Origin of the sequence: Rhodothermus marinus (assembly GCF_009936275.1) — a bacterium.
Lineage (GTDB): Bacteria > Bacteroidota > Rhodothermia > Rhodothermales > Rhodothermaceae > Rhodothermus > Rhodothermus marinus_A.
In genome coordinates this window covers 3,339,017-3,356,502 of the sequence record NZ_AP019797.1, presented here as the reverse complement: position 1 = coordinate 3,356,502, position 17,486 = coordinate 3,339,017, and the positions used below count along the sequence as shown (strand labels likewise).

Sequence of the window (17,486 nt, the reverse complement as noted above, 5' to 3'; positions counted from 1 at the left end):
TTGTTTATGCGGAAGGTCCTGATCGTTCTGTTGCTGGCTGGTCTGAGCGCATCGTTGGGTAAGGCTCAGGCGCCTTCATCTCTCCAGCTGGAAAGCGAACTGGGCGTGCGGGCGGCGACGGCGGGTCGGTTGCCGTTCTGGCTGGCCGCCAACCAGTGGGGGCGGTTCGATCCGAAGTCGGCCAACGGCTATGTCCTGCTGAATGGCCGATGGGAGCGACGGCCGCGCTCCTGGCTTTCCTACGGCGTGGGCGGTGAGCTGCTGCTGCGGCAGGCGCACGATCCGTCCGCGCATTTTGTCGAAGCCTACGGCCGGGTGCGGGTGGGTTTTCTGGAAGCCTATGTGGGACGCCGACGCGAGACGATCGGCACGGTTGATACGCTGCTTTCGTCCGGCTCGCCAGACGTCAGCCCGAACGCCACGCCCATTCCGAAAATCGTGGTGCGCACGCCTCGCTACACGTCGGTGCCCGGCACACGCGGCTGGGTGCAATTTCACGGCTACTGGGCGCACGGCTGGATGAAGGACGTGCGGCAGGTCGAAGACACCTACCTGCACCAGAAGTATCTCTACCTCCGCTTCGGGCCGGGCAGCTGGCGCATCTATGCCGGGCTCGTGCATCAGGCCTTCTGGGGCGGCATCTCGCGCAATCCCTCTATCGGTCGCCTACCGCAGGGGTTGGATGATTATTTCAGAACATTTTTCGCGCTCAATGCCGGAGAAGGTGCGCCCCGGGGCGAGCAGATCTACATCCAGGGAGATCACTTCGGGACGTACGATTTCGGCTTTTCGCTGGAAGGGCGGCGCTTCGGGCTGCTGGTCTACCGACACTTCTTCTACGAAGATCGGGACGGGCTCAAGTTCAAAAATCCTCAGGATGGGCTGCTGGGGCTGTCGCTTCGAGATCGGGAAGGCCGGCTGATTGAACGCGTCGTTTACGAGTTTCTCTACACGAAGCGTCAGAGCGGACCGATCGGCCCCGGACCGGGACGCGGGGGGCCGGGCGGCCGCGACAACTACTACAACCACTACATCTACCGCACGGGCTGGACGCACTACGGCCGCACGGTCGGCTCGCCGCTGATGTTCGCCTTCGAGGATCGGGCAAAGCGGTTGACCGGCGGCGTGGAAAACAACCGCGTCATGGCGCATCATCTGGGACTGGCCGGGCGTCTGGCGGCGGCGCTGCGCTACCGATTGCTGGCCACCTACTCGCGCAACTACGGCACCTACAACGGACGCGACGTGCTCCAGCAGCCGGGCGCCACCTACCGCTTCGAGCCGCCGCCCGAGCAGCTTTCGGTGCTGGTGGCGCTGGACTGGCAGCCCGAAGGACGACCGCTGGCCGTGCAGGTGGCCCTGGCCGGAGACGTCGGCCAGCTCTACCCCGACAACCTGGGCGTAGCGCTGGGCGTACGCTATCGTCCGATGCCATAAAGGCTTCCGCGAAAAGTTCGCGGGCCGGTCGGCAACACGAGCCCGGCCGCCGCCGTTAGCACGTGCGATTCGAACAGCCAGAGCCGACGCGCGGCATGTCGCTCAAAATCAGGGTGCAGCAGGTGCGATCGTGGTTGCAGACGCCCGTCGGGCGCCGGATCCAGCGCTACGGGCGGCTGCTGTTTGTGGGCGGCGTGGTGGGGTGGCTGCTGTACCGCCTGACGCAGATCGGCTGGCGGGAAGTGTACGAGGGGCTGCCGCGTACGCCCTGGTTCTATGTGCTCTGGCTGGGCCTGTACTTTCTGCTGCCGGCCACCGAGGCGTTCATCTACCGGGCACTCTGGAAGATTCGCTGGCGGCGCGTGTTTCCGGTGCTCGTGCGCAAGCGCGTACTGAACACCGACGTGCTGGGCTATTCGGGCGAGGTGTACCTGTACCTGTGGGCGCGCCGCCACACCGACCGGCCGGATGGGCACCTGCTGCGCACGATCAAGGACAACACGATCCTGTCGTCGGTGGCCTCGACGGTGGCCGTGGTGCTGCTGGTGGCCGGGGCCGTGCTGAGCGGCCAGTTTGCGCTGGTGGATCTGCTGGGCCAGGCGGCCGATCCGGTCTATGTTGCGGCAGGTGGGCTGGCGCTTAGCGTGCTGGGTGCGCTGGCCGTGCGGTTCCGCAAAGCCATTTTTTACGTGCCGGGGCGGACGGCCGCGGTGCTACTGGGCGTGCACGTGCTCCGGTTCTTTGCCATGTATGCGCTGCAGGTGCTCCAGTGGTGGGTGGTGCTGCCCGAAGCGCCGCTGCGCGTGTGGGCCACGATTCTGGTGGTGGGCACCGTCACGAACCGGATTCCGTTCCTGCCCGCCACCGATCTGCTGGCGCTGGGGGCCGTGCTGGGTATGACGCACCTGCTGGAGGCCTCGGCGGCCGTGCTGGCCGGCATGCTTGTTGTCCGAAGCGTGCTGGATCGCACAGCCAACGCCGTGCTCTTTGTGGTGACGAGCTGGCTGGAGCGTCGGCAGCCTGCCGCTTCGGTAGCCCCGGTCCCCTCGGCCGACGCCGAACAGCCCCTGACAACCCCGACCGAATGACATGCTACGCCGTCTGACTTTACTGCTGTGCATCGGCCTGCTGTTGCAGGGGCTGGCGCCCGGATCGGCGCCGGACCCGCAACGCGTGCGCGTCGAGGACTTCGAGGCCTATCCGGCTGGCTCCTATCCGTCGCGCTGGAAGTTTCTTACCAGCAAGCGGGAGTTCCGGCCGCTGGAGGAGTTCATGAACGAGCGCGAGGAGTGCCGGGTGCAGGTCGAGGCGGGCAACAAGTTTCTGCGCTGCATCACGCGGGCCGAAGCCCAGCGCATCACGCTGGCCAACCGGGAAGACTTCGGGCTGGACTGGGATCTGCGCGCGCATCCCCGCCTCGGCTGGCGCTGGCGGGCCATCCACCTGCCGGCCGGTGCCCGTGAGGACAACCGCCGCTGGAACGACAGCGGGGGGGCCGTTTACGTGACGTTCGGTACGGACTGGCTGGGCCGTCCGATCAGCATCAAGTACACCTACAGCTCGTTGTTGCCCCGTGAGACCGTGGTGGACTACGGGCCCTTGAAGGTGATCGTGGTTTCGTCCGGCCGGGAAGGTTTCGGTCGCTGGGTCACGGTCGAACGCGACGTGGTGGCCGACTATCGGCGCGTGTTCGGCAAGGAGCCGCCCGCGCGTCCGCTATCGATTACGATCTGGAGCGACTCGGACAACACGAAAGACTACGCCGTGGTCGATTTCGACGACTTTGAACTCTTACCCGCCGCCGCTGCGGTTCGATAATCATGATGGAGCAGGTGTTTCAACGATTGCGTCCGATCATTCGCTGGGCCGTTCGTCGGCCCGGAACGGTCCTGGCGCTGGCGCTGACGCTTTCGGTGCTCGGCGTCGCGCTTGCCATGCGGCTGCGCATCGACACGGATTTCTCCAAGCTGATCCCGAAATCTTACCCCAGCGTGCAGGCGCTTGAGCGGCTGCGCGAGATGGTCGGCGGCGAGAGCACGGTCGACGTGGCCATCGTCAGCCCGTCGTTCGAGGCCAACCGGCGCTTTGCCGAGGACCTGATTCCGAAAGCGCTGGCGCTCAAAGGAGAAGGCTACGACGAACCCTACCTGGGGCGCGTCGAGTACCGCCGCGAAACGGAGTTCCTGCGCAAAAATGCGCTCTACTTTGCCACCGACGAGGAGCTGGATCGCCTGGAGCAGTTTCTGCAGGAAAAAATCGAAGAGGCGCGTCTGAAGGCCAATCCGTTCTTCTTCGAGCTGGAGGAAGAAGAGGAGGCCGAAGAGGACACGACGGTCGAGGCGCTGCAGGTCGTCTACGAGGAGCTGATCGGCAAGGAGTATCCGATCTCGGACGACAGCACGACGCTGGTCGTGCGCTTCTATCCGACGAACTCTCAGACGAACATCGGCTACATCGCGGACCTGTACCGGGACCTGCAGCGGCTGGTGGACGAGATGCAGCCGCACCGCTATCATCCGGAGATGCAGGTGATTCTGGCCGGACGGCTGTTGCGCCAGCTCGTCGAGGTGCGGGCCATTACCGACGACGTGTTCAGCTCGTTCGGGGCAGGCGTGACGGCCGTACTGCTGCTGGTGGTGCTCTACTTCACCTACAAGTCGTACCGGGCGCGGGCCGGACGCCGCTTCGACCGACGCGTGTTGTTGGCCGAGCTGGGCCGCATGCCCGTGATGGCCGTGCTGATCGGGGTGCCGCTGCTGATGAGCCTGTCGTGGTCGTTCGGGCTGGCCTACGTGGCTTTCAAGACGCTGAACCTGATGACCTCGACGCTCGGGCTGGTGCTTTTCGGCCTGGGCATCGACTACGGCATTCACTTCTACGCGCGCTATGCCGAGGAGCGGGCCGAGGGACGCGACGTGGCCGAAGCGGCCGAGATCACGTTTCTGAGCACGGGCCAGGCCATCACGATCGGGGCGCTGACGACGGCCGTCTCGCTCTACGTGCTGATGATCGCGGACTTCAGGGGGTTCAGCGAGTTCGGCTTTATCGCGGGGAGCGGGATTCTGTTCGCGCTGGTGGCCATGCTCGTGGTGATGCCGGCGTTGCTTTCGCTGGCCGAGCGCTTCCGGCTGCTGAACCTGGAGGCCGGCCATGCGGCCCCCGTGCACCAGGTGGGGCGTGGACGCTTTCCGGCGGCGCGTGGCGTGGTGCTCGCCAGCGTGGCGGCCGTCGTGCTGGCGTTACTGTTCCTGCCGCGCGTGTCGTTCGAGTGGGATTTCGGCAAACTGGAGCCCCGTTACGAAGACTACGAAGCGCGTCAGGATTACGTGGAGCGGGTCTATCAGACGCACGGCCGGCGCAATCCGGCCTACATCGTGGTGGACGACCCCGCGGAGGTGCCGGCCGTGGTGGCCGCCCTGAAGGAACGCGCGGCAAAAGACACGCTCTCGCCCACGATCCTCGACGTGGAAAGCCTGCAGGATCGCTTTCCGATGACGCCCGAGGCCCAGCAGGCCAAACTGGCCCGCATCGAACGCATCCGAGAACTGCTCAACGATCCGTTCCTGCGGGCCGATACGTCGGTCTGGATGCAGCGCCTGCGCGAGGCGGCCCAGACCAGGCGACCGATCTCGATCGACGAAGTACCGGACTTTCTGAAAGCCCGCTTCACGTCAAAGACCGGCGAGATCGGTAACTTCGTGCTGATCTATCCCTCGGTGCGTCTGGCCGACGGCCGCAACTCGATGGCCTTTGCCGAGGACGTCGGGCGTGTAGAGGTGAATGGCAAGGTATACTACGCGGGCTCCACGTCGCTGGTGGCGGCCGACATGCTCCGGCTCATGCTCAAAGAGGCGCCCTGGATGGTGCTGCTGACGTTCGTGGCCGTCACGCTGCTCATGTGGCTGAACTTCCGCACGCCGCGCTGGACGATGCTGGCGCTGCTTCCACTGGTGGTGGGCGTGCTCTGGATGCTGCTGGTGATGGAGCTGCTCGGCATGAAGCTCAACTTCTACAACATGGTGGTCCTGCCGGCCGTGCTGGGCATCGGCAACGATGCAGGCGCGCACCTGGTGCACCGCTACCGCGAGCGAGGGCCGGGGAGCATTCTGCAGGTGCTGCGCTCGACGGGCGAGCACGTGACGATAGCCTCGCTGACTACCATGATGGGCTTTGCAGGGCTGCTGCTCAGCTTTCATCCGGGCTTGCGCTCGATCGGCGAGCTGGCCGTCGTGGGAATCGGGACCACGCTGCTGGCCGCGCTGGTCTTTCTGCCCGCGCTCATTCAGTGGCTGGAGGATCGGGAGAAGCGTCCGGCGCCCGAGCCGGAGGCGGCGCCGACTACGTCGCTGAGCAAATAACCCGGAGCGTCTGCACGTAGCGGTCGGCCACCACCTCCCAGCTGAAGTGCGCGCGCACGTAGGCGGCGGCACGCTCCGAGAGCGTCTGAAGCGCCGTGCGGTCCCGATCGTAGTGCAGGATCCAGCGCACGAAGCCGTCCGCGTCGCCGCTTTCGATGAGGTGGCCGTTTTCGCCTTCGGCCACCACGTCCTGAATGCCTTCCAGGCGGGCGGCAAGCACGGGTGCGCCGCACAGAGCCGCTTCGAGCATGACCACGCCGAAGCCTTCCATGTCGCCGGGCACGGGACGGTTGGGCATGATGAACAGATCGGCGGCCCGGTAGAGCTGGTGCAGCACGTCGTCGGGCACGCGGCCCAGTCGGCGCACGCGTTCCTGAAGCCGGTGACGTTTGATGGCGGCTTCGATGGCGGAAGCGTCGGGTCCGTCGCCGGCCAGCCAGTAGTGGACGTGGGCGGGCAGGCGGGGCATGACGGCGTCCACGAACCAGGCGAAGCCTTTGCGGGGGACCTGTCGGCCCACGCTGCAGAGCAGCAGGGCGTCGTCGGGAAGCGGCAGGCCGAGCGTCCGGCTCAGCTCGTGACGGGCGGCCCGGCGGTCGAGCGGCCGGGCAAAACGGGCCGGATCGATCCCGTTCGGGATCACATGCAGGCGTTCCGGGGGAAGACCGCGCTGCAGGCAGGCTTCGCCGGTGGCCCGACTGACGGCCAGCACGGCGTCGAGGTGCGCAAATACGTGAGGCAGGAAACGCTGGTAGGGGGCCACCGGCAGCGTCACGTCGCGTCCGTGCGCAATGGCTACCAGACGCGTGCCGTTCAGTTTGCGGCGCAGCAGCGGAGCCAGCGGAGCCGTCACCATGGACGAAAACAGCACCACGTTGATTCCGTGGCGGGCCACCACACGGGGAATCTGAAGCACCAGCCGGAGGAGGAAAGGCACCACGCGCACGTGCGTCCAGCGCCAGGAGGTCCGCAGTACCAGATGGTGATAGGCGAGGTCCGAGTGGCGGGCCAGCGCGGCGTCAAGCTCGGTCGCTACGCGCTGCATGCCGCCGATGTTGGCCAGCGGGCGGCCGGGCGGTGGAAACGAGTGCGAGACGAACAGGAGCCGGAGCGGCGAGGCCATGCCGGGACGTTCAGGCAGCCGTGGCCGTCAGTTCGGGCAGTTCGGTGGCGACGCCGTCGCCCGTCGGCAGCAGGGCCGGGGCGAGCACGTCCAGATAGTAGCCGTAGAGGCGGTTCAGTACGGCCTCCCAGTCGAAATGCCGGGCGCGCTCCAGTGCGTGGCGGCTCATGGTGCGGCGCAGTTCGGCGTCGAGAATCAGCCGCCGGAGGTAGCCGGCGAATTCTTCGACGCGGCCCGGTGTGGCCAGAAAGCCCGTGCGGCCATGTTCGATGAGCATGTTGCTGCCCGGCGCGTCGGCGCAGACGGCCGGCAGGCCCGAAGCCATCGCTTCGAGCGTGACGTTGCCGAACGTTTCCGTCTCGCTCGGGAAGAAAAACACGTCGGCCGAGGCGTAGGCCCGGGCCAGCTCGCGTCCTTCCAGATAGCCGGTGAAGATCGCTTCCGGAAGCCGCGCTTCCAGTTCACGCCGGGCCGGCCCTTCGCCCACGATCAGGCAACGATGGGGCACCTGCTCCTGCTTGAGCCGGTTGATCGTGGCGGCCAGCACGTCCAGCCCTTTTTCCCAGACCAGCCGTCCCACGTAGGCCACCACCACTTCGTCGTCGGCCACGCCCAGCACGTTGCGCCGCCAGACGGACGAGCGCTGCGCCGGATTGAACAGGCCGGTATCGACACCCCGTTCCCAGAGATAGAGGTTCTGATCGATGCCGTGCGCCTGCAGAATCTCGATCATGGAGGTGGAGGGCACGTAGATCTGCCGGCACTGCCGGTAGAACCAGCGCAGGTAGGCCCAGAGCATGCGCTCGGACCACTGCAGGTGGTAGTATTTCAGATAGGCGCTGAAGTGCGTGTGGTAAGAGGCCACCACGGGAATGCCCCGGCGGCGGGCCAGAAGGAGTGCCTGCAGCCCCAGAAAGTCCGGCGTGGCGATGTGGATCAGGTCGGGCTCGAAAGCAGCCAGCAGCTTGCGATGGCGGCGTGTGAGCCCCAGGCTGATGCGGTATTCCGAACGTCCGGGCACCGGGATCGACGGCACCGGCACCAGCGTGCCTTCGTGCCGAACGGGCGGATTGGGAATCGTGGGCGCAAAGACGAGCACCGAGGCCCCGCGTCGCTCCAGGTAGCCCACCAGACGGTTCAACGTGCGCGAGACGCCGTCGGCAATGTGATTGTAGGCGCCGGTGAACAGCGCGATGCGCGGCGCCCGTGGCAGGGCATGGATCGGGGCCTCCTTGCGTTCGGTCGTTACGGGTGTATACATGCCGGGCGTCCGGCTTTGGTTTGCGGGGGCATCGGGCCCGGACGAATCGCACAACGCCGGCACAAACGGATCCGCCCGTCCCTTAGATTCGCCGGCGGCGGCATTCCTTTCAGAAACCCCGATAAATTCACCGGAACGTCACGGGGCTCTTCCGCCTCCGGCCTGTAAAAAGCCGCCGCAGCCGGGCGGAAAGTAACAGGCTATGGAAGCTTCCCGAGATATTCAGGCAACACGCCGGCCAACTGAAGCAAGGTGCACTGCTGCATTAGCAATGCATACTGCAAGGAATGGAGCTGAAGCCGAGCCTGGGCCAGCCGGACTTCCGCCTCTAACAACTCCATGATGGTTGCCGTACCATTTCGGTAATGCGTGCGAGCAAAATCGACGGCCAACTGCGCGTGTTCCAGTTGCAGGCGGGCTTCCTGAAGCTGGGCGTTGAGAGCCTGTAGTTCGGTGTACTGCTGGCGTAGTCTGGTTGCCAGCGTCTGGCGGGTCTCCTGCTGGCGCGTCCGGATCTGGTTCAGCCGGGTGCGTGCTTCTTCCAGGCGCAGCGCACGGGCGCCGCCATCGAAGAGGGGCAGCTGCAGCTGTAGCTGCAGGGCTGTGTTGAAATGCGGCTTATTCAGATCCAGCGGATAGCCATTTCGAATGCCCGCCGTAGCGCCTACATGCAGCAGAGGGCGATACTGGGCCTGAAGGTACTGAATCTGAAATTGTACGCCTGCCTCCGCCGCGGCTAATTCCTGAAGGGCAGGGTGGCGCTGATACGTCCAGCTTAGAAGTTGCTCCAGCGACGGGAAGGTATCGAGGGGCACAATGGTGGCCTGCAGTGCCAGCGTAGTGTCTGGCACAAGCTGGAGCAGCTGGCGGATAGCCAGGATTTGTTGGTGTTTTTCGCTGCGCAGCTGAATATACCGGCTGGTGGCCTCGGCCAGGCGCGTTTCGGCCAGGCGCACGTCCAGTTCCGTGGCGGTGCCGGCCGCCTGACGCGCTTGCGCCATCCGCCGGGCTGTTTGTAGCGCAGCGATAGTCTGCTCCTGTACCTGCAGCTGTTCGTCCAACAATCGGATGCGGTACAGATGGGCAAGTGTCTGCAGCATCAGAGTCTGACGCTGCGTTTCGAGCGCGGCCTCCTGCTGCTGGACCTGCGTCTGGGCCAGGTGTTCCTGGGCCGCACGCCGGCCAAAATCGAGCAGCACGTAGCTGGCTTCCAGTCCCCCGTTGTAGAGATTGTGAGGCTGAACGGCAAAGCGCTCGGTACCCAGCGGGAATTCAGGCACAGGGTCCTGACGCACATACGTGCCGCTTAATTGCAGGCTGGGCCAGTAGCCTGTACGCGCTTCTTCTACCTGCAGCCAGGCAATCTGCAATGCCTGTCGGCTTGCCTCCAGCGAAGGATATACCTGCAACACCCGTTGAACAGCCAGCTGAGGCGTCCACAAGGTGTCGGCCGCTCCATGCAGCAGACAACTCAGAAGTATTACAAGCATCATGGCCTTGGTAATTATTCAAGAATCAAATGGGATTCCGATACACTCGGGCGCAAACGAGGCAGCAGGAGTAAAAGCGGAATGCATAGCAGAAAGAACAATCCTGCGTAGAAGAATGCATCGTTATAAGTCATAACCAGGGCCTGGCGGATAAGTGTTTGGTTGAGCAGCCCATAGGCGCTCTGCTGGGCCGTGGTCAGGTCCATCCCCTGTTGCACCAGCCCGTGCTGTACTGTTTGCAGAAATTGCCGAGTAGATGCTGAAAAGGGGGTCAGATGCATGCTGAGTTCATGGCGATGGAAGGCCAGGTCTCGTTCGATGAACGTGGAGATGGCCGCCAGGCCAAAGGAGCCGCCCAGCTGTCGCAACATGTTGGTCAGACCGGTCGCCTGCGCCACCTCGGCGCCCTGCAAACCCGATAGCGCTACGGTGGTCAGGGGAACAAAGAGAAAGCCCATGGCAAAGCCGCGGATGATGAGCGGCCAGAAGAAATCTTCCGGGCCCGATTGGAGCGTCTCGTTCGATAGCTCCCATGCGAACACGAAAAAGCTGACAAAGCCAATCAGCGTCAGCAGTTTGGGAGAGACGCCGCGTCGCAGCGCCAGCCCGGTAAGAGGCAGCACGGCCATCGTGGTCAGACCGCCCGGTAGCAGCGAAAGCCCGGTTTGATAGGCCGAAAAACCCAGCAAATTCTGCACAAAGACCGGGTAGATGAAAACCGAGGCGTAGAGTCCAAAGCCCAGGATGAAGATGAATAGCGTACCAATGGCCGTATTGCGATGCCGTAGAACCCGCAGGTTGACGACCGGCGTGTCGGTATGCAATTCCCACCAGACAAAAAGCAGCAGGCCTAAGACGGCAACGACGGTCAGGGTAACGATCAGCGAGCTTTCAAACCAGTCTTCATCCTGGCCGCGTTCGAGCAGCGTCTGCAGCGCGCCCACACCGATGGTAAGGAGCAAAATGCCGGGCCAGTCGACGCGACGAGAACGCGTTGGGCTTTGTTCATCTTCGATAAAGAGCAGCGTTAACAAGATGGCAACGATCCCCACCGGAATATTGACATAAAAAATCCAGGGCCAGGAATAATTGTCCGTAAGCCAGCCGCCCAGCAACGGCCCGATGGTAGGACCTACAACCGCGCCGATGCCAAACAAAGCGTTGGCCAATCCCAACTGCTCCGGCGGATAGGCCTCGACCAGAATCGCCTGCGAGGTGGCCAGCAGGGCTCCGCCACCAACGCCCTGAATGATTCGAAAGAAGATCAACTCCCAGATTGTGCTGGCCTGTCCGCACAGGGCCGAGGCCAGCGTAAACAGCGCGATCGACCCCAGGTAGTAATTGCGCCGGCCCAGGGTGGCGCTGAGCCAGCCGGTCATGGGCACCACGATTGCATTGGCAACGGCGTACCCGGCAACAATCCAGGTGGCTTCGCTCAGCGTGGCGCCCAGATTGCCCTGGATAACCGGGATGGCTACGTTGACAATGGTGGTATCGATCAATTGCAGGAGCGCCACGCTGACCACCGTGATGGTGATCATAATGCGTCGAAACAAAGGAGCCGCCATGATCTTCAGCGGGTTTGGATATGCACTACTACATTCATCCCGGGTCGTAGCGGATAGGCCGGATCCAGCGGCGTTTCAAATCGGATTTTAACCGGCACCTTCTGGGTGACTTTAACAAAGTTCCCCACAGCGTTGTCTGGCGGTATCAGGGCGAATTTGACTCCGGCCGCCCCGGCAATCGACGCGACCACCCCTCGGAAGGGATGGTCCGGATACGCATCGACCTCAATATCGACAGGTTGACCGGGCCGGACCTCGGCCAGGTCGGTTTCTTTCAGATTGGCCACTACCCATACTTCGGCATCACCAACCACGGTCATCAACGGCTGGCCGGGTTGCACGAACTGGCCGGGCTCTACCGATTTTTTGGCGACCTGGCCGCTGATAGGGGCTCGCACCTGGGTATAGCTGAGTTGTTGTTGAGCCTGGGCCAGTGCAGCTTCCATTTGATGGACGTGCGCTTCGGCCTGAGCAATCTGTGCCTGCGCGTTGTGCAGCTGCGCTTCGGCCAACTGGTAGCGCGCCCGCGCTTCCTCTAAAGCGGCCAGCGTGCGATCGACCTGCTGCTGCGTGACAGCCCCATCGGCCTGCAAACGTCGGACACGCGCCGCTTCCTGCTCGGCCAGATGGAGCGCAACCGCCGCCTGGTCACGTTGCGCACGGGCGACCGCCAGTGCCGTCCGTGCGCTTTCCAGGCCGGCGCGCGCGACCGCCAGTGCAGCTTCGGCCTGGCGGACCTGCAGCACGTAGTCGGTCGAGTCGATCACGACCAGCAACTGACCGGCTGTTACCGGCTGGTCGTCTTCGACCAGTACCGCCTGCACGTATCCCCCCACTCGCGGGGCAACCCGTACCAGATGTCCTTCGATCTGCGCATTATCTGTGCTGACATGACTGCGGTTGTACTGGTACCAGCGAATGCCCCAGAAGAGCAACACACCCAGTATCAGCAGGCCCGTCAGGCTTAGCAACACAAGCCGAAGCTGCAAGCGACGAGGCCGGGCTGCCTGCGCATTGGGGCGCACATCCACCTCCTGAAGTGTCTCCATCATGGTCGCGATTGGCTGGTTGGGCAAGACGGAGCGTTCTAACGAATATTCAGTCTATAAGATTTTCAGTCGATGTGATGATTTGGTGAGAAAAAAATCAGACCAGCCGTTCCAGCAGTGCGCGAAGGGTTACGCGTTCTTCCGGCGAAAGACGACGCAGGAAGTGGTTTTCGGCGGCTTCAAGAAGCGGACGGGCCTGCTGAAGGAGGCGGAGTCCCTCGGACGTGATCGTCACGGCATGCGCGCGGCGATCTTCAGGATCCGGGGCGCGTCGCACCAGGCCGCGTTGTTCCAGATCATCTACCAAACGCATGATGGTGGTGCGATCCAGACGCATGGCTTCGCTCAGCGCCACCTGCCGCATGGGGCCTCGCGCGCGCAACAACCAGAGTACTCCCAGATGCCGGGGTTCAACCCCAAGAGGTGACAGATACTGATTGAAGATATCCAGAAGCTCCTGCAGGGCTTTTTTAAGCATAAAGCCAATCCAGCCCTTCAATTCATCCGGTAAAGGCGGGCGTGGGGTACTGGTTGTTGTGGGTTTTTCTGGAAACTCCATCGCCGATTTTACGAAGTTGGCGTGGGGATGCGCAGCCGATCGGTAAACTGCTGGCGGAGTTTGGCCAGCTTGGGGGCGATGACCACCCGGCAGTAGGGCTGCCAGGGATGGCGCTGGTAGTAGCGGTGATGGTAGGGTTCGGCCGGGTAGAAAGCTTTCAAAGGCACCACTTCCGTCACGATGGGCGCATCGTACACGCCGGACGCCTCCAGCTCGCGGATGACGGCTTCGGCCGTCCGTTGCTGCTGCTCGTCGTGATACAGGATGATCGAGCGGTACTGCGGCCCCACGTCGTTGCCCTGGCGGTCAGGCGTGGTGGGATCGTGAATGGCAAAGAAGACCTCGAGCAGATCCCGATACGAAATGACGGAGGGGTCAAAGGTGATCTGCACCGCCTCGGCATGGCCGGTCGTGCCCGTGCAAACCTGCTCGTAGGTAGGATCGGGCACATGCCCGCCGGCATATCCGGGCACGACGTCGGTCACGCCGCGCAGCTCGAGGAAAGCCGCCTCCAGGCACCAGAAGCAGCCGCCGCCGAGGGTTGCCTTTTCCCGAAAAGGAGCCATCGTTGAATATGCTCTGACTTTTTCTTTTTATACCTGGTAGGAATCCAGGGGCTCCTGTACAACGATGAACTGGCTGGAAGATCTGGACGCGGCACTGGCCGAAGCGCGACGGACGCGCCGCCCCGTGTGGCTGATGTTCGTGCGCGAAGGGTGCGCCGGATGTGCCCGAATGGAAGCGGTCACCTATCGCGATCCACGGGTGCAGGTTGAGTTGCGCGAGGCTTTTGTACTGCTTCGTCAGGATATCCGGCGCGACCGGATCGTGCGTGCCCGCTACGCGGCGGTATGGACGCCCTCGTTCTACGTGCTTGATGCGCGCGGCATGGCGCATCACGTCGAGCTGGGCTACCTACCGCCCGACGATCTGCGCCTGGTGCTCCGACTGGGACGCGCCAAGGAACTGGTGCCGCGCGGGCAGTACACCGAGGCCATTGCCCTGCTGGAAGAAGCGCTGGCGCTGTTTCCAGATCATCCAATGGCGGCACAGGTCATGCTCTGGTGGGCCATGGCCCGTTACCTGAAGTCCGGGGGCGACAGCCGTCAGTTTCGGGAAGACATGATCGAGCTGCTTCGCCGCTACCCGGACAGCCCCGAAGCGCGCCGTTGGCCCTGGAGCGAACCGCCGCCGATCGCGTAAGAGCGGCACAGACCGCCCGGTGGAAAAATGGTCGGTACCGACGCCCTGACGCTCGAGCAGCTCCGCACCCGCCTGCAACAGATCGGCCCGTGTTTTCCGGCACTTCAGGCCGTTTATCTGTTCGGGTCCGTCGCCGAAGGGCGGGCACGGCCCGACAGCGACATCGACCTGGCGCTGGTCGGACCGGCCGGGGCGCTTCGCGCGCAGTACCTTGCGCTGCTGCAAGCCCTGGTGGAAGCCGGTCTGGAACGCGCCGATCCGGTGTTGCTCGAAGAAGCCGACATGGTGCTGACGCTCGAAGCCCTGCGGCCCAACTGTCTGCTCTACGCCCGTCCGGACTTCGACGCCGGGAGCTATTTTTCCCGCACAATCCGCCGCTGCTGGGACGAATTGAAGTATTTGAAGCCGTTTCGCCGCAATTTACAGCAATATTTTCTGAGATCCGGGTCGGATGGTACGCCCTGAGCGTGCCGGTTGCGGCGTGCGGCGCGGCGGTCGATTGTTCAGAGCACTTCGCGCAGGAAGCGGCCCGTGTGGCTTTCCGGGTGGGCGGCGATCTCTTCGGGCGTGCCCTCGGCCACGATGAAGCCGCCGCGGTGGCCGCCCTCGGGGCCCAGGTCGATCACCCAGTCGGCGCACTTGATCACGTCCAGGTTGTGCTCGACGACGATCACCGAGTGGCCGGCATCGACCAGTCGGTTGAGCGCGTCGATGAGTTTGCGCACGTCGTCGAAGTGCAGTCCGGTGGTGGGCTCGTCCAGAATGTAGAGCACGCGCTCGCGGTTGTTGCTGTTCAGGTGGGCCGCCAGCTTGATGCGCTGCGCCTCGCCGCCTGAGAGCGTGGTGGATGGCTGGCCCAGCTTCAGGTAGCCGAGGCCGATCTCCTGCAGCACGCGCAGCCGGTCGACGATGGCGGGCACGTCCGCGAAGAATTCCAGCGCCTCGTCCACCGTCATGTTCAGGATCTCGTGCACGTTCTTGCCGCGGTAGCGGATCTCCAGCACGTCCTGCTTGTAGCGCGTGCCGTGGCAGGCCTCGCACTCCAGGTACAGATCGGCCAGAAACTGCATCTCCACGCGCACGAACCCCTCGCCCTGGCAGACCTCGCAGCGGCCGCCGGGCACGTTGAACGAGAAGTAGCCAGGCTTGAGACCGCGCACGCGGGCCTGGGGCGTCGCGGCCAGCAGCTCCCGGATCGGGTCGAAGACCTTCGTGTAAGTGGCAGGGTTAGAGCGCGGCGAGCGGCCGATCGGACTCTGATCGACCATTTCCACGCGATCGATCAGGTGGTGGCCATGAATGGCATCGTGCGCGCCGACCTTCGCCTCGCCGTCGTAGGTGCCCTTGAGGCGGGCCAGCCCCAGGTACAGCGTGTCGTGCACGAGCGTCGACTTGCCCGAGCCGGAAACGCCCGTCACGCACACCAGCACACCCAGCGGGAAGCGCACGGTCAGCCACTTCAGGTTGTGCTGGCGGGCGTTTTCCACCACGATCATGTCTTCTTCGTTGATGGGGCGGCGACGGCGGGGCACCTCGATCCGTCGGCGGCCGCTCAGGTAGGCGCCCGTCAGCGAGCGCTCGTCCCGGAGCAGTTCTTCGTAGGTGCCCTGGAAGACGACCTCGCCGCCATGCTGGCCGCTACCCGGTCCGAGGTCCACGATGTGGTCGGCGCGGCGGATCGTCTCGGCGTCGTGCTCGACGACGATCACCGTGTTGCCCAGATCGCGCAGCCGCTCCAGAATGCGGATCAGCCGGTCCGTGTCGCGCGGATGCAGGCCGATCGACGGCTCGTCGAGCACATAGAGCGCGCCCACCAGCGCCGAGCCCAGCGACGTGGCCAGATGGATGCGTTGCGCCTCGCCGCCCGAGAGCGTGTGGCTGAGCCGGTCGAGCGTCAGGTAGTCGAGTCCGACTTCGTCCAGGTAGCGCAGCCGGCGCCGGATTTCCTCCAGCAGTTCGCCCGCCACCTGCTGCTCGTAAGGAGTGAGTTCCAGCGTGTCGAAAAACTCACGGGCGGCCCGAATGGTCAGTTCGCACACTTCGCCGATATGCAGGCCGCCCACCTTCACGTAAAGCGCCTCTTTGCGGAGCCGGTAGCCGTCGCAATCCGGGCACCGCGTGTAGCCGCGGAAGCGGGCGTGGAAGATCCGGTAGTGGGGCTTGTAGCTATGCTTTTCCAGAAAGCGGAAGAAGCCGTAGATGCCGATATAGTCGCCCTTACCTTCCCAGATCAGGCGCTTTTCGCGTTCGGAAAGCAGGCGATAGGGTTTGTCGATGTCGATGCGCTCTTCGAGGGCGAGCCGCAGGAGCTGGCGGTAGTGCTGGCTCCACTTCTCGGTGCGGAACGGCGCGATGGCACCCTGGCGGATCGACAGGTCCGGGTTCGGGATGATCAGGTCCGGGTCGAGGCCGGGCACGCGACCGAAGCCCTGGCAGGTGGGGCAGGCGCCGACCGGGCTGTTGAACGAGAACAGCAGCGGCGTGGGCTCCTCGAAGACCATCCCGTCGCGCTCGAAGTGCTCGCTGAAGAAGAGCAGGTCGGCCTTCGGGTCGAAGCGTTCGTCGCGGCGTGGCACGCGCACGACCACGCAGCGACCGCCCCCTTCCCGGAAAGCCTGCTCCACCGAATCGGCGATGCGGGAACGGTTGGCCTCGTCGCCCGGACGCACCACCAGGCGATCGACCAGCACCAGCAGTCGGTCGCGGGCCACCCGGACCGAAGCCGGATCGCGCTCGCTCAGGTCCAGCACCTCGGGAGCAGCCCCGTTGGCGGCCTGTTTTTCGGTGGGGAGCACCACCAATCGCGAAAAACCGCGCTGGCGCAGCGCGGCCAGTTCGTCCTGCAGCGTGCGCTTTTTGTGGGAAGGGCAGAAAAAGCACAGGTAGCAGCGCGTGCCGTCCGGCAGGCGTTCGTGCAGCGCCTGGGCCACGGTGGTGGGCGAGTCGCGCCGCACCTCTTCGCCGCTGATGGGCGAGTAGGTGCGACCGATGCGGGCATAGAGCAGCCGCAGGTAGTCGTAGATCTCGGTCTGGGTGGCGACCGTCGAACGCGGGTTGCGGGAGCCAGACTTCTGCTCGATGGCGATGGCGGGCGCCAGCCCCGTGATCAGATCGGCATCGGGCCGGTCCATGCGCTCCAGAAACTGGCGGGCGTAGGCCGAAAGACTCTCCACGTAGCGCCGCTGGCCTTCGGCATAGATCGTGTCGAAGGCCAGGCTCGACTTGCCCGATCCACTTGGCCCCGTGATGACGATCAGCTTTCGCTTGGGCAGGTCCAGGTCGATGTTTTTCAGGTTGTGCTGGCGCACGCCGCGCAGCACGATGTGCGTGCGCGCCTTCCGGCGCAATTCGTCGGATACGGCCAGTGCGGCTACCGGGGTAACGGACTCCATGAACCCTTCAGCACGTTTGCGATGCGTTTTCCGTTAACGCGCAGCC

At 64.2% G+C, this 17,486-nt stretch carries 14 protein-coding genes; 6 read left to right on the top strand and 8 right to left on the bottom strand.

Annotation, left to right across the window (positions count from 1 at the left end; all coding sequences use genetic code 11):
• Positions 1-6 precede the first annotated feature (6 nt).
• From GYH26_RS14705 to GYH26_RS14690, 4 genes are all read left to right on the top strand, one after another.
• Complete coding sequence (locus tag GYH26_RS14705; RefSeq protein ID WP_161542289.1) at positions 7-1,437, top strand: capsule assembly Wzi family protein; 1,431 nt, start codon at positions 7-9, stop codon at positions 1,435-1,437.
• A gap of 95 nt (positions 1,438-1,532) precedes the next feature.
• Positions 1,533-2,525 carry a hypothetical protein gene (locus GYH26_RS14700; protein WP_242006490.1) on the top strand — a complete coding sequence of 331 codons (993 nt, stop codon included), beginning with the start codon at positions 1,533-1,535 and terminating at the stop codon, positions 2,523-2,525.
• 1 nt (position 2,526) lies between these two features.
• On the top strand, positions 2,527-3,255 hold the full coding sequence (locus GYH26_RS14695; protein ID WP_161542288.1) for a DUF3047 domain-containing protein: 729 nt from the start codon (positions 2,527-2,529) through the stop codon (positions 3,253-3,255).
• A gap of 2 nt (positions 3,256-3,257) precedes the next feature.
• On the top strand, positions 3,258-5,795 hold the full coding sequence (locus GYH26_RS14690) for an efflux RND transporter permease subunit (protein ID WP_242006489.1): 2,538 nt from the start codon (positions 3,258-3,260) through the stop codon (positions 5,793-5,795).
• On the opposite strand, the gene GYH26_RS14685 is transcribed toward GYH26_RS14690, so the two are convergent.
• The 7 genes from GYH26_RS14685 to msrA form a co-directional block, all read right to left on the bottom strand.
• Positions 5,776-6,918 carry a glycosyltransferase family 4 protein gene (locus GYH26_RS14685; RefSeq protein ID WP_161542287.1) on the bottom strand — a complete coding sequence of 381 codons (1,143 nt, stop codon included), beginning with the start codon at positions 6,916-6,918 and terminating at the stop codon, positions 5,776-5,778. The two genes, GYH26_RS14690 and GYH26_RS14685, sit on opposite strands and share 20 nt — an antisense overlap.
• A 10-nt stretch (positions 6,919-6,928) precedes the next feature.
• Positions 6,929-8,179, bottom strand: a complete 1,251-nt coding sequence (locus GYH26_RS14680; protein ID WP_161542286.1) for a glycosyltransferase family 4 protein — start codon at positions 8,177-8,179, stop codon at positions 6,929-6,931.
• A gap of 200 nt (positions 8,180-8,379) precedes the next feature.
• Positions 8,380-9,672 (bottom strand): TolC family protein, encoded by a 1,293-nt coding sequence (locus tag GYH26_RS14675; RefSeq protein ID WP_161542285.1) that lies wholly within the window; start codon positions 9,670-9,672, stop codon positions 8,380-8,382.
• Between the two features lie 11 nt (positions 9,673-9,683).
• Positions 9,684-11,237: a DHA2 family efflux MFS transporter permease subunit gene (locus tag GYH26_RS14670; protein ID WP_242006488.1), complete on the bottom strand. Its 1,554-nt coding sequence runs from the start codon at positions 11,235-11,237 to the stop codon at positions 9,684-9,686.
• Positions 11,238-11,242: 5 nt separating this feature from the next.
• Positions 11,243-12,289, bottom strand: a complete 1,047-nt coding sequence (locus GYH26_RS14665) for an HlyD family secretion protein (RefSeq protein ID WP_161542284.1) — start codon at positions 12,287-12,289, stop codon at positions 11,243-11,245.
• A 94-nt stretch (positions 12,290-12,383) separates the two neighbouring features.
• Complete coding sequence (locus GYH26_RS14660) at positions 12,384-12,764, bottom strand: MarR family winged helix-turn-helix transcriptional regulator (protein WP_161542283.1); 381 nt, start codon at positions 12,762-12,764, stop codon at positions 12,384-12,386.
• Between the two features lie 89 nt (positions 12,765-12,853).
• Positions 12,854-13,411, bottom strand: coding sequence for a peptide-methionine (S)-S-oxide reductase MsrA (gene msrA / locus GYH26_RS14655; RefSeq protein ID WP_161542282.1), 558 nt, complete (start codon positions 13,409-13,411; stop codon positions 12,854-12,856).
• Between the two features lie 64 nt (positions 13,412-13,475).
• Here msrA and GYH26_RS14650 point away from each other — a divergent pair, with 64 nt between their 5' ends.
• Complete coding sequence (locus tag GYH26_RS14650) at positions 13,476-14,048, top strand: thioredoxin family protein (protein WP_161542281.1); 573 nt, start codon at positions 13,476-13,478, stop codon at positions 14,046-14,048.
• A 27-nt stretch (positions 14,049-14,075) separates the two neighbouring features.
• Complete coding sequence (gene mntA / locus GYH26_RS14645) at positions 14,076-14,513, top strand: type VII toxin-antitoxin system MntA family adenylyltransferase antitoxin (protein WP_054683344.1); 438 nt, start codon at positions 14,076-14,078, stop codon at positions 14,511-14,513.
• A 38-nt stretch (positions 14,514-14,551) separates the two neighbouring features.
• Here the strand turns inward: mntA and uvrA are convergent, their stop codons facing one another.
• Positions 14,552-17,440 carry an excinuclease ABC subunit UvrA gene (gene uvrA / locus GYH26_RS14640; RefSeq protein ID WP_161542280.1) on the bottom strand — a complete coding sequence of 963 codons (2,889 nt, stop codon included), beginning with the start codon at positions 17,438-17,440 and terminating at the stop codon, positions 14,552-14,554.
• Between the last annotated feature and the right edge of the window lie 46 nt (positions 17,441-17,486).

What these genes read in the sequence shown, in the direction of transcription:
- GYH26_RS14680 (WP_161542286.1), bottom strand. Translation starts at nt 8,179, where the DNA reads ATGTATACACCCGTAACGACCGAACGCAAGGAGGCCCCGATCCATGCC.
- GYH26_RS14690 (WP_242006489.1), top strand. Translation starts at nt 3,258, where the DNA reads ATGATGGAGCAGGTGTTTCAACGATTGCGTCCGATCATTCGCTGGGCC.
- GYH26_RS14650 (WP_161542281.1), top strand. Translation starts at nt 13,476, where the DNA reads ATGAACTGGCTGGAAGATCTGGACGCGGCACTGGCCGAAGCGCGACGG.
- GYH26_RS14695 (WP_161542288.1), top strand. Translation starts at nt 2,527, where the DNA reads ATGCTACGCCGTCTGACTTTACTGCTGTGCATCGGCCTGCTGTTGCAG.
- GYH26_RS14675 (WP_161542285.1), bottom strand. Translation starts at nt 9,672, where the DNA reads ATGATGCTTGTAATACTTCTGAGTTGTCTGCTGCATGGAGCGGCCGAC.
- GYH26_RS14705 (WP_161542289.1), top strand. Translation starts at nt 7, where the DNA reads ATGCGGAAGGTCCTGATCGTTCTGTTGCTGGCTGGTCTGAGCGCATCG.
- uvrA (WP_161542280.1), bottom strand. Translation starts at nt 17,440, where the DNA reads ATGGAGTCCGTTACCCCGGTAGCCGCACTGGCCGTATCCGACGAATTG.
- GYH26_RS14665 (WP_161542284.1), bottom strand. Translation starts at nt 12,289, where the DNA reads ATGATGGAGACACTTCAGGAGGTGGATGTGCGCCCCAATGCGCAGGCA.
- msrA (WP_161542282.1), bottom strand. Translation starts at nt 13,411, where the DNA reads ATGGCTCCTTTTCGGGAAAAGGCAACCCTCGGCGGCGGCTGCTTCTGG.
- GYH26_RS14700 (WP_242006490.1), top strand. Translation starts at nt 1,533, where the DNA reads ATGTCGCTCAAAATCAGGGTGCAGCAGGTGCGATCGTGGTTGCAGACG.
- mntA (WP_054683344.1), top strand. Translation starts at nt 14,076, where the DNA reads ATGGTCGGTACCGACGCCCTGACGCTCGAGCAGCTCCGCACCCGCCTG.
- GYH26_RS14685 (WP_161542287.1), bottom strand. Translation starts at nt 6,918, where the DNA reads ATGGCCTCGCCGCTCCGGCTCCTGTTCGTCTCGCACTCGTTTCCACCG.
- GYH26_RS14660 (WP_161542283.1), bottom strand. Translation starts at nt 12,764, where the DNA reads ATGCTTAAAAAAGCCCTGCAGGAGCTTCTGGATATCTTCAATCAGTAT.
- GYH26_RS14670 (WP_242006488.1), bottom strand. Translation starts at nt 11,237, where the DNA reads ATGGCGGCTCCTTTGTTTCGACGCATTATGATCACCATCACGGTGGTC.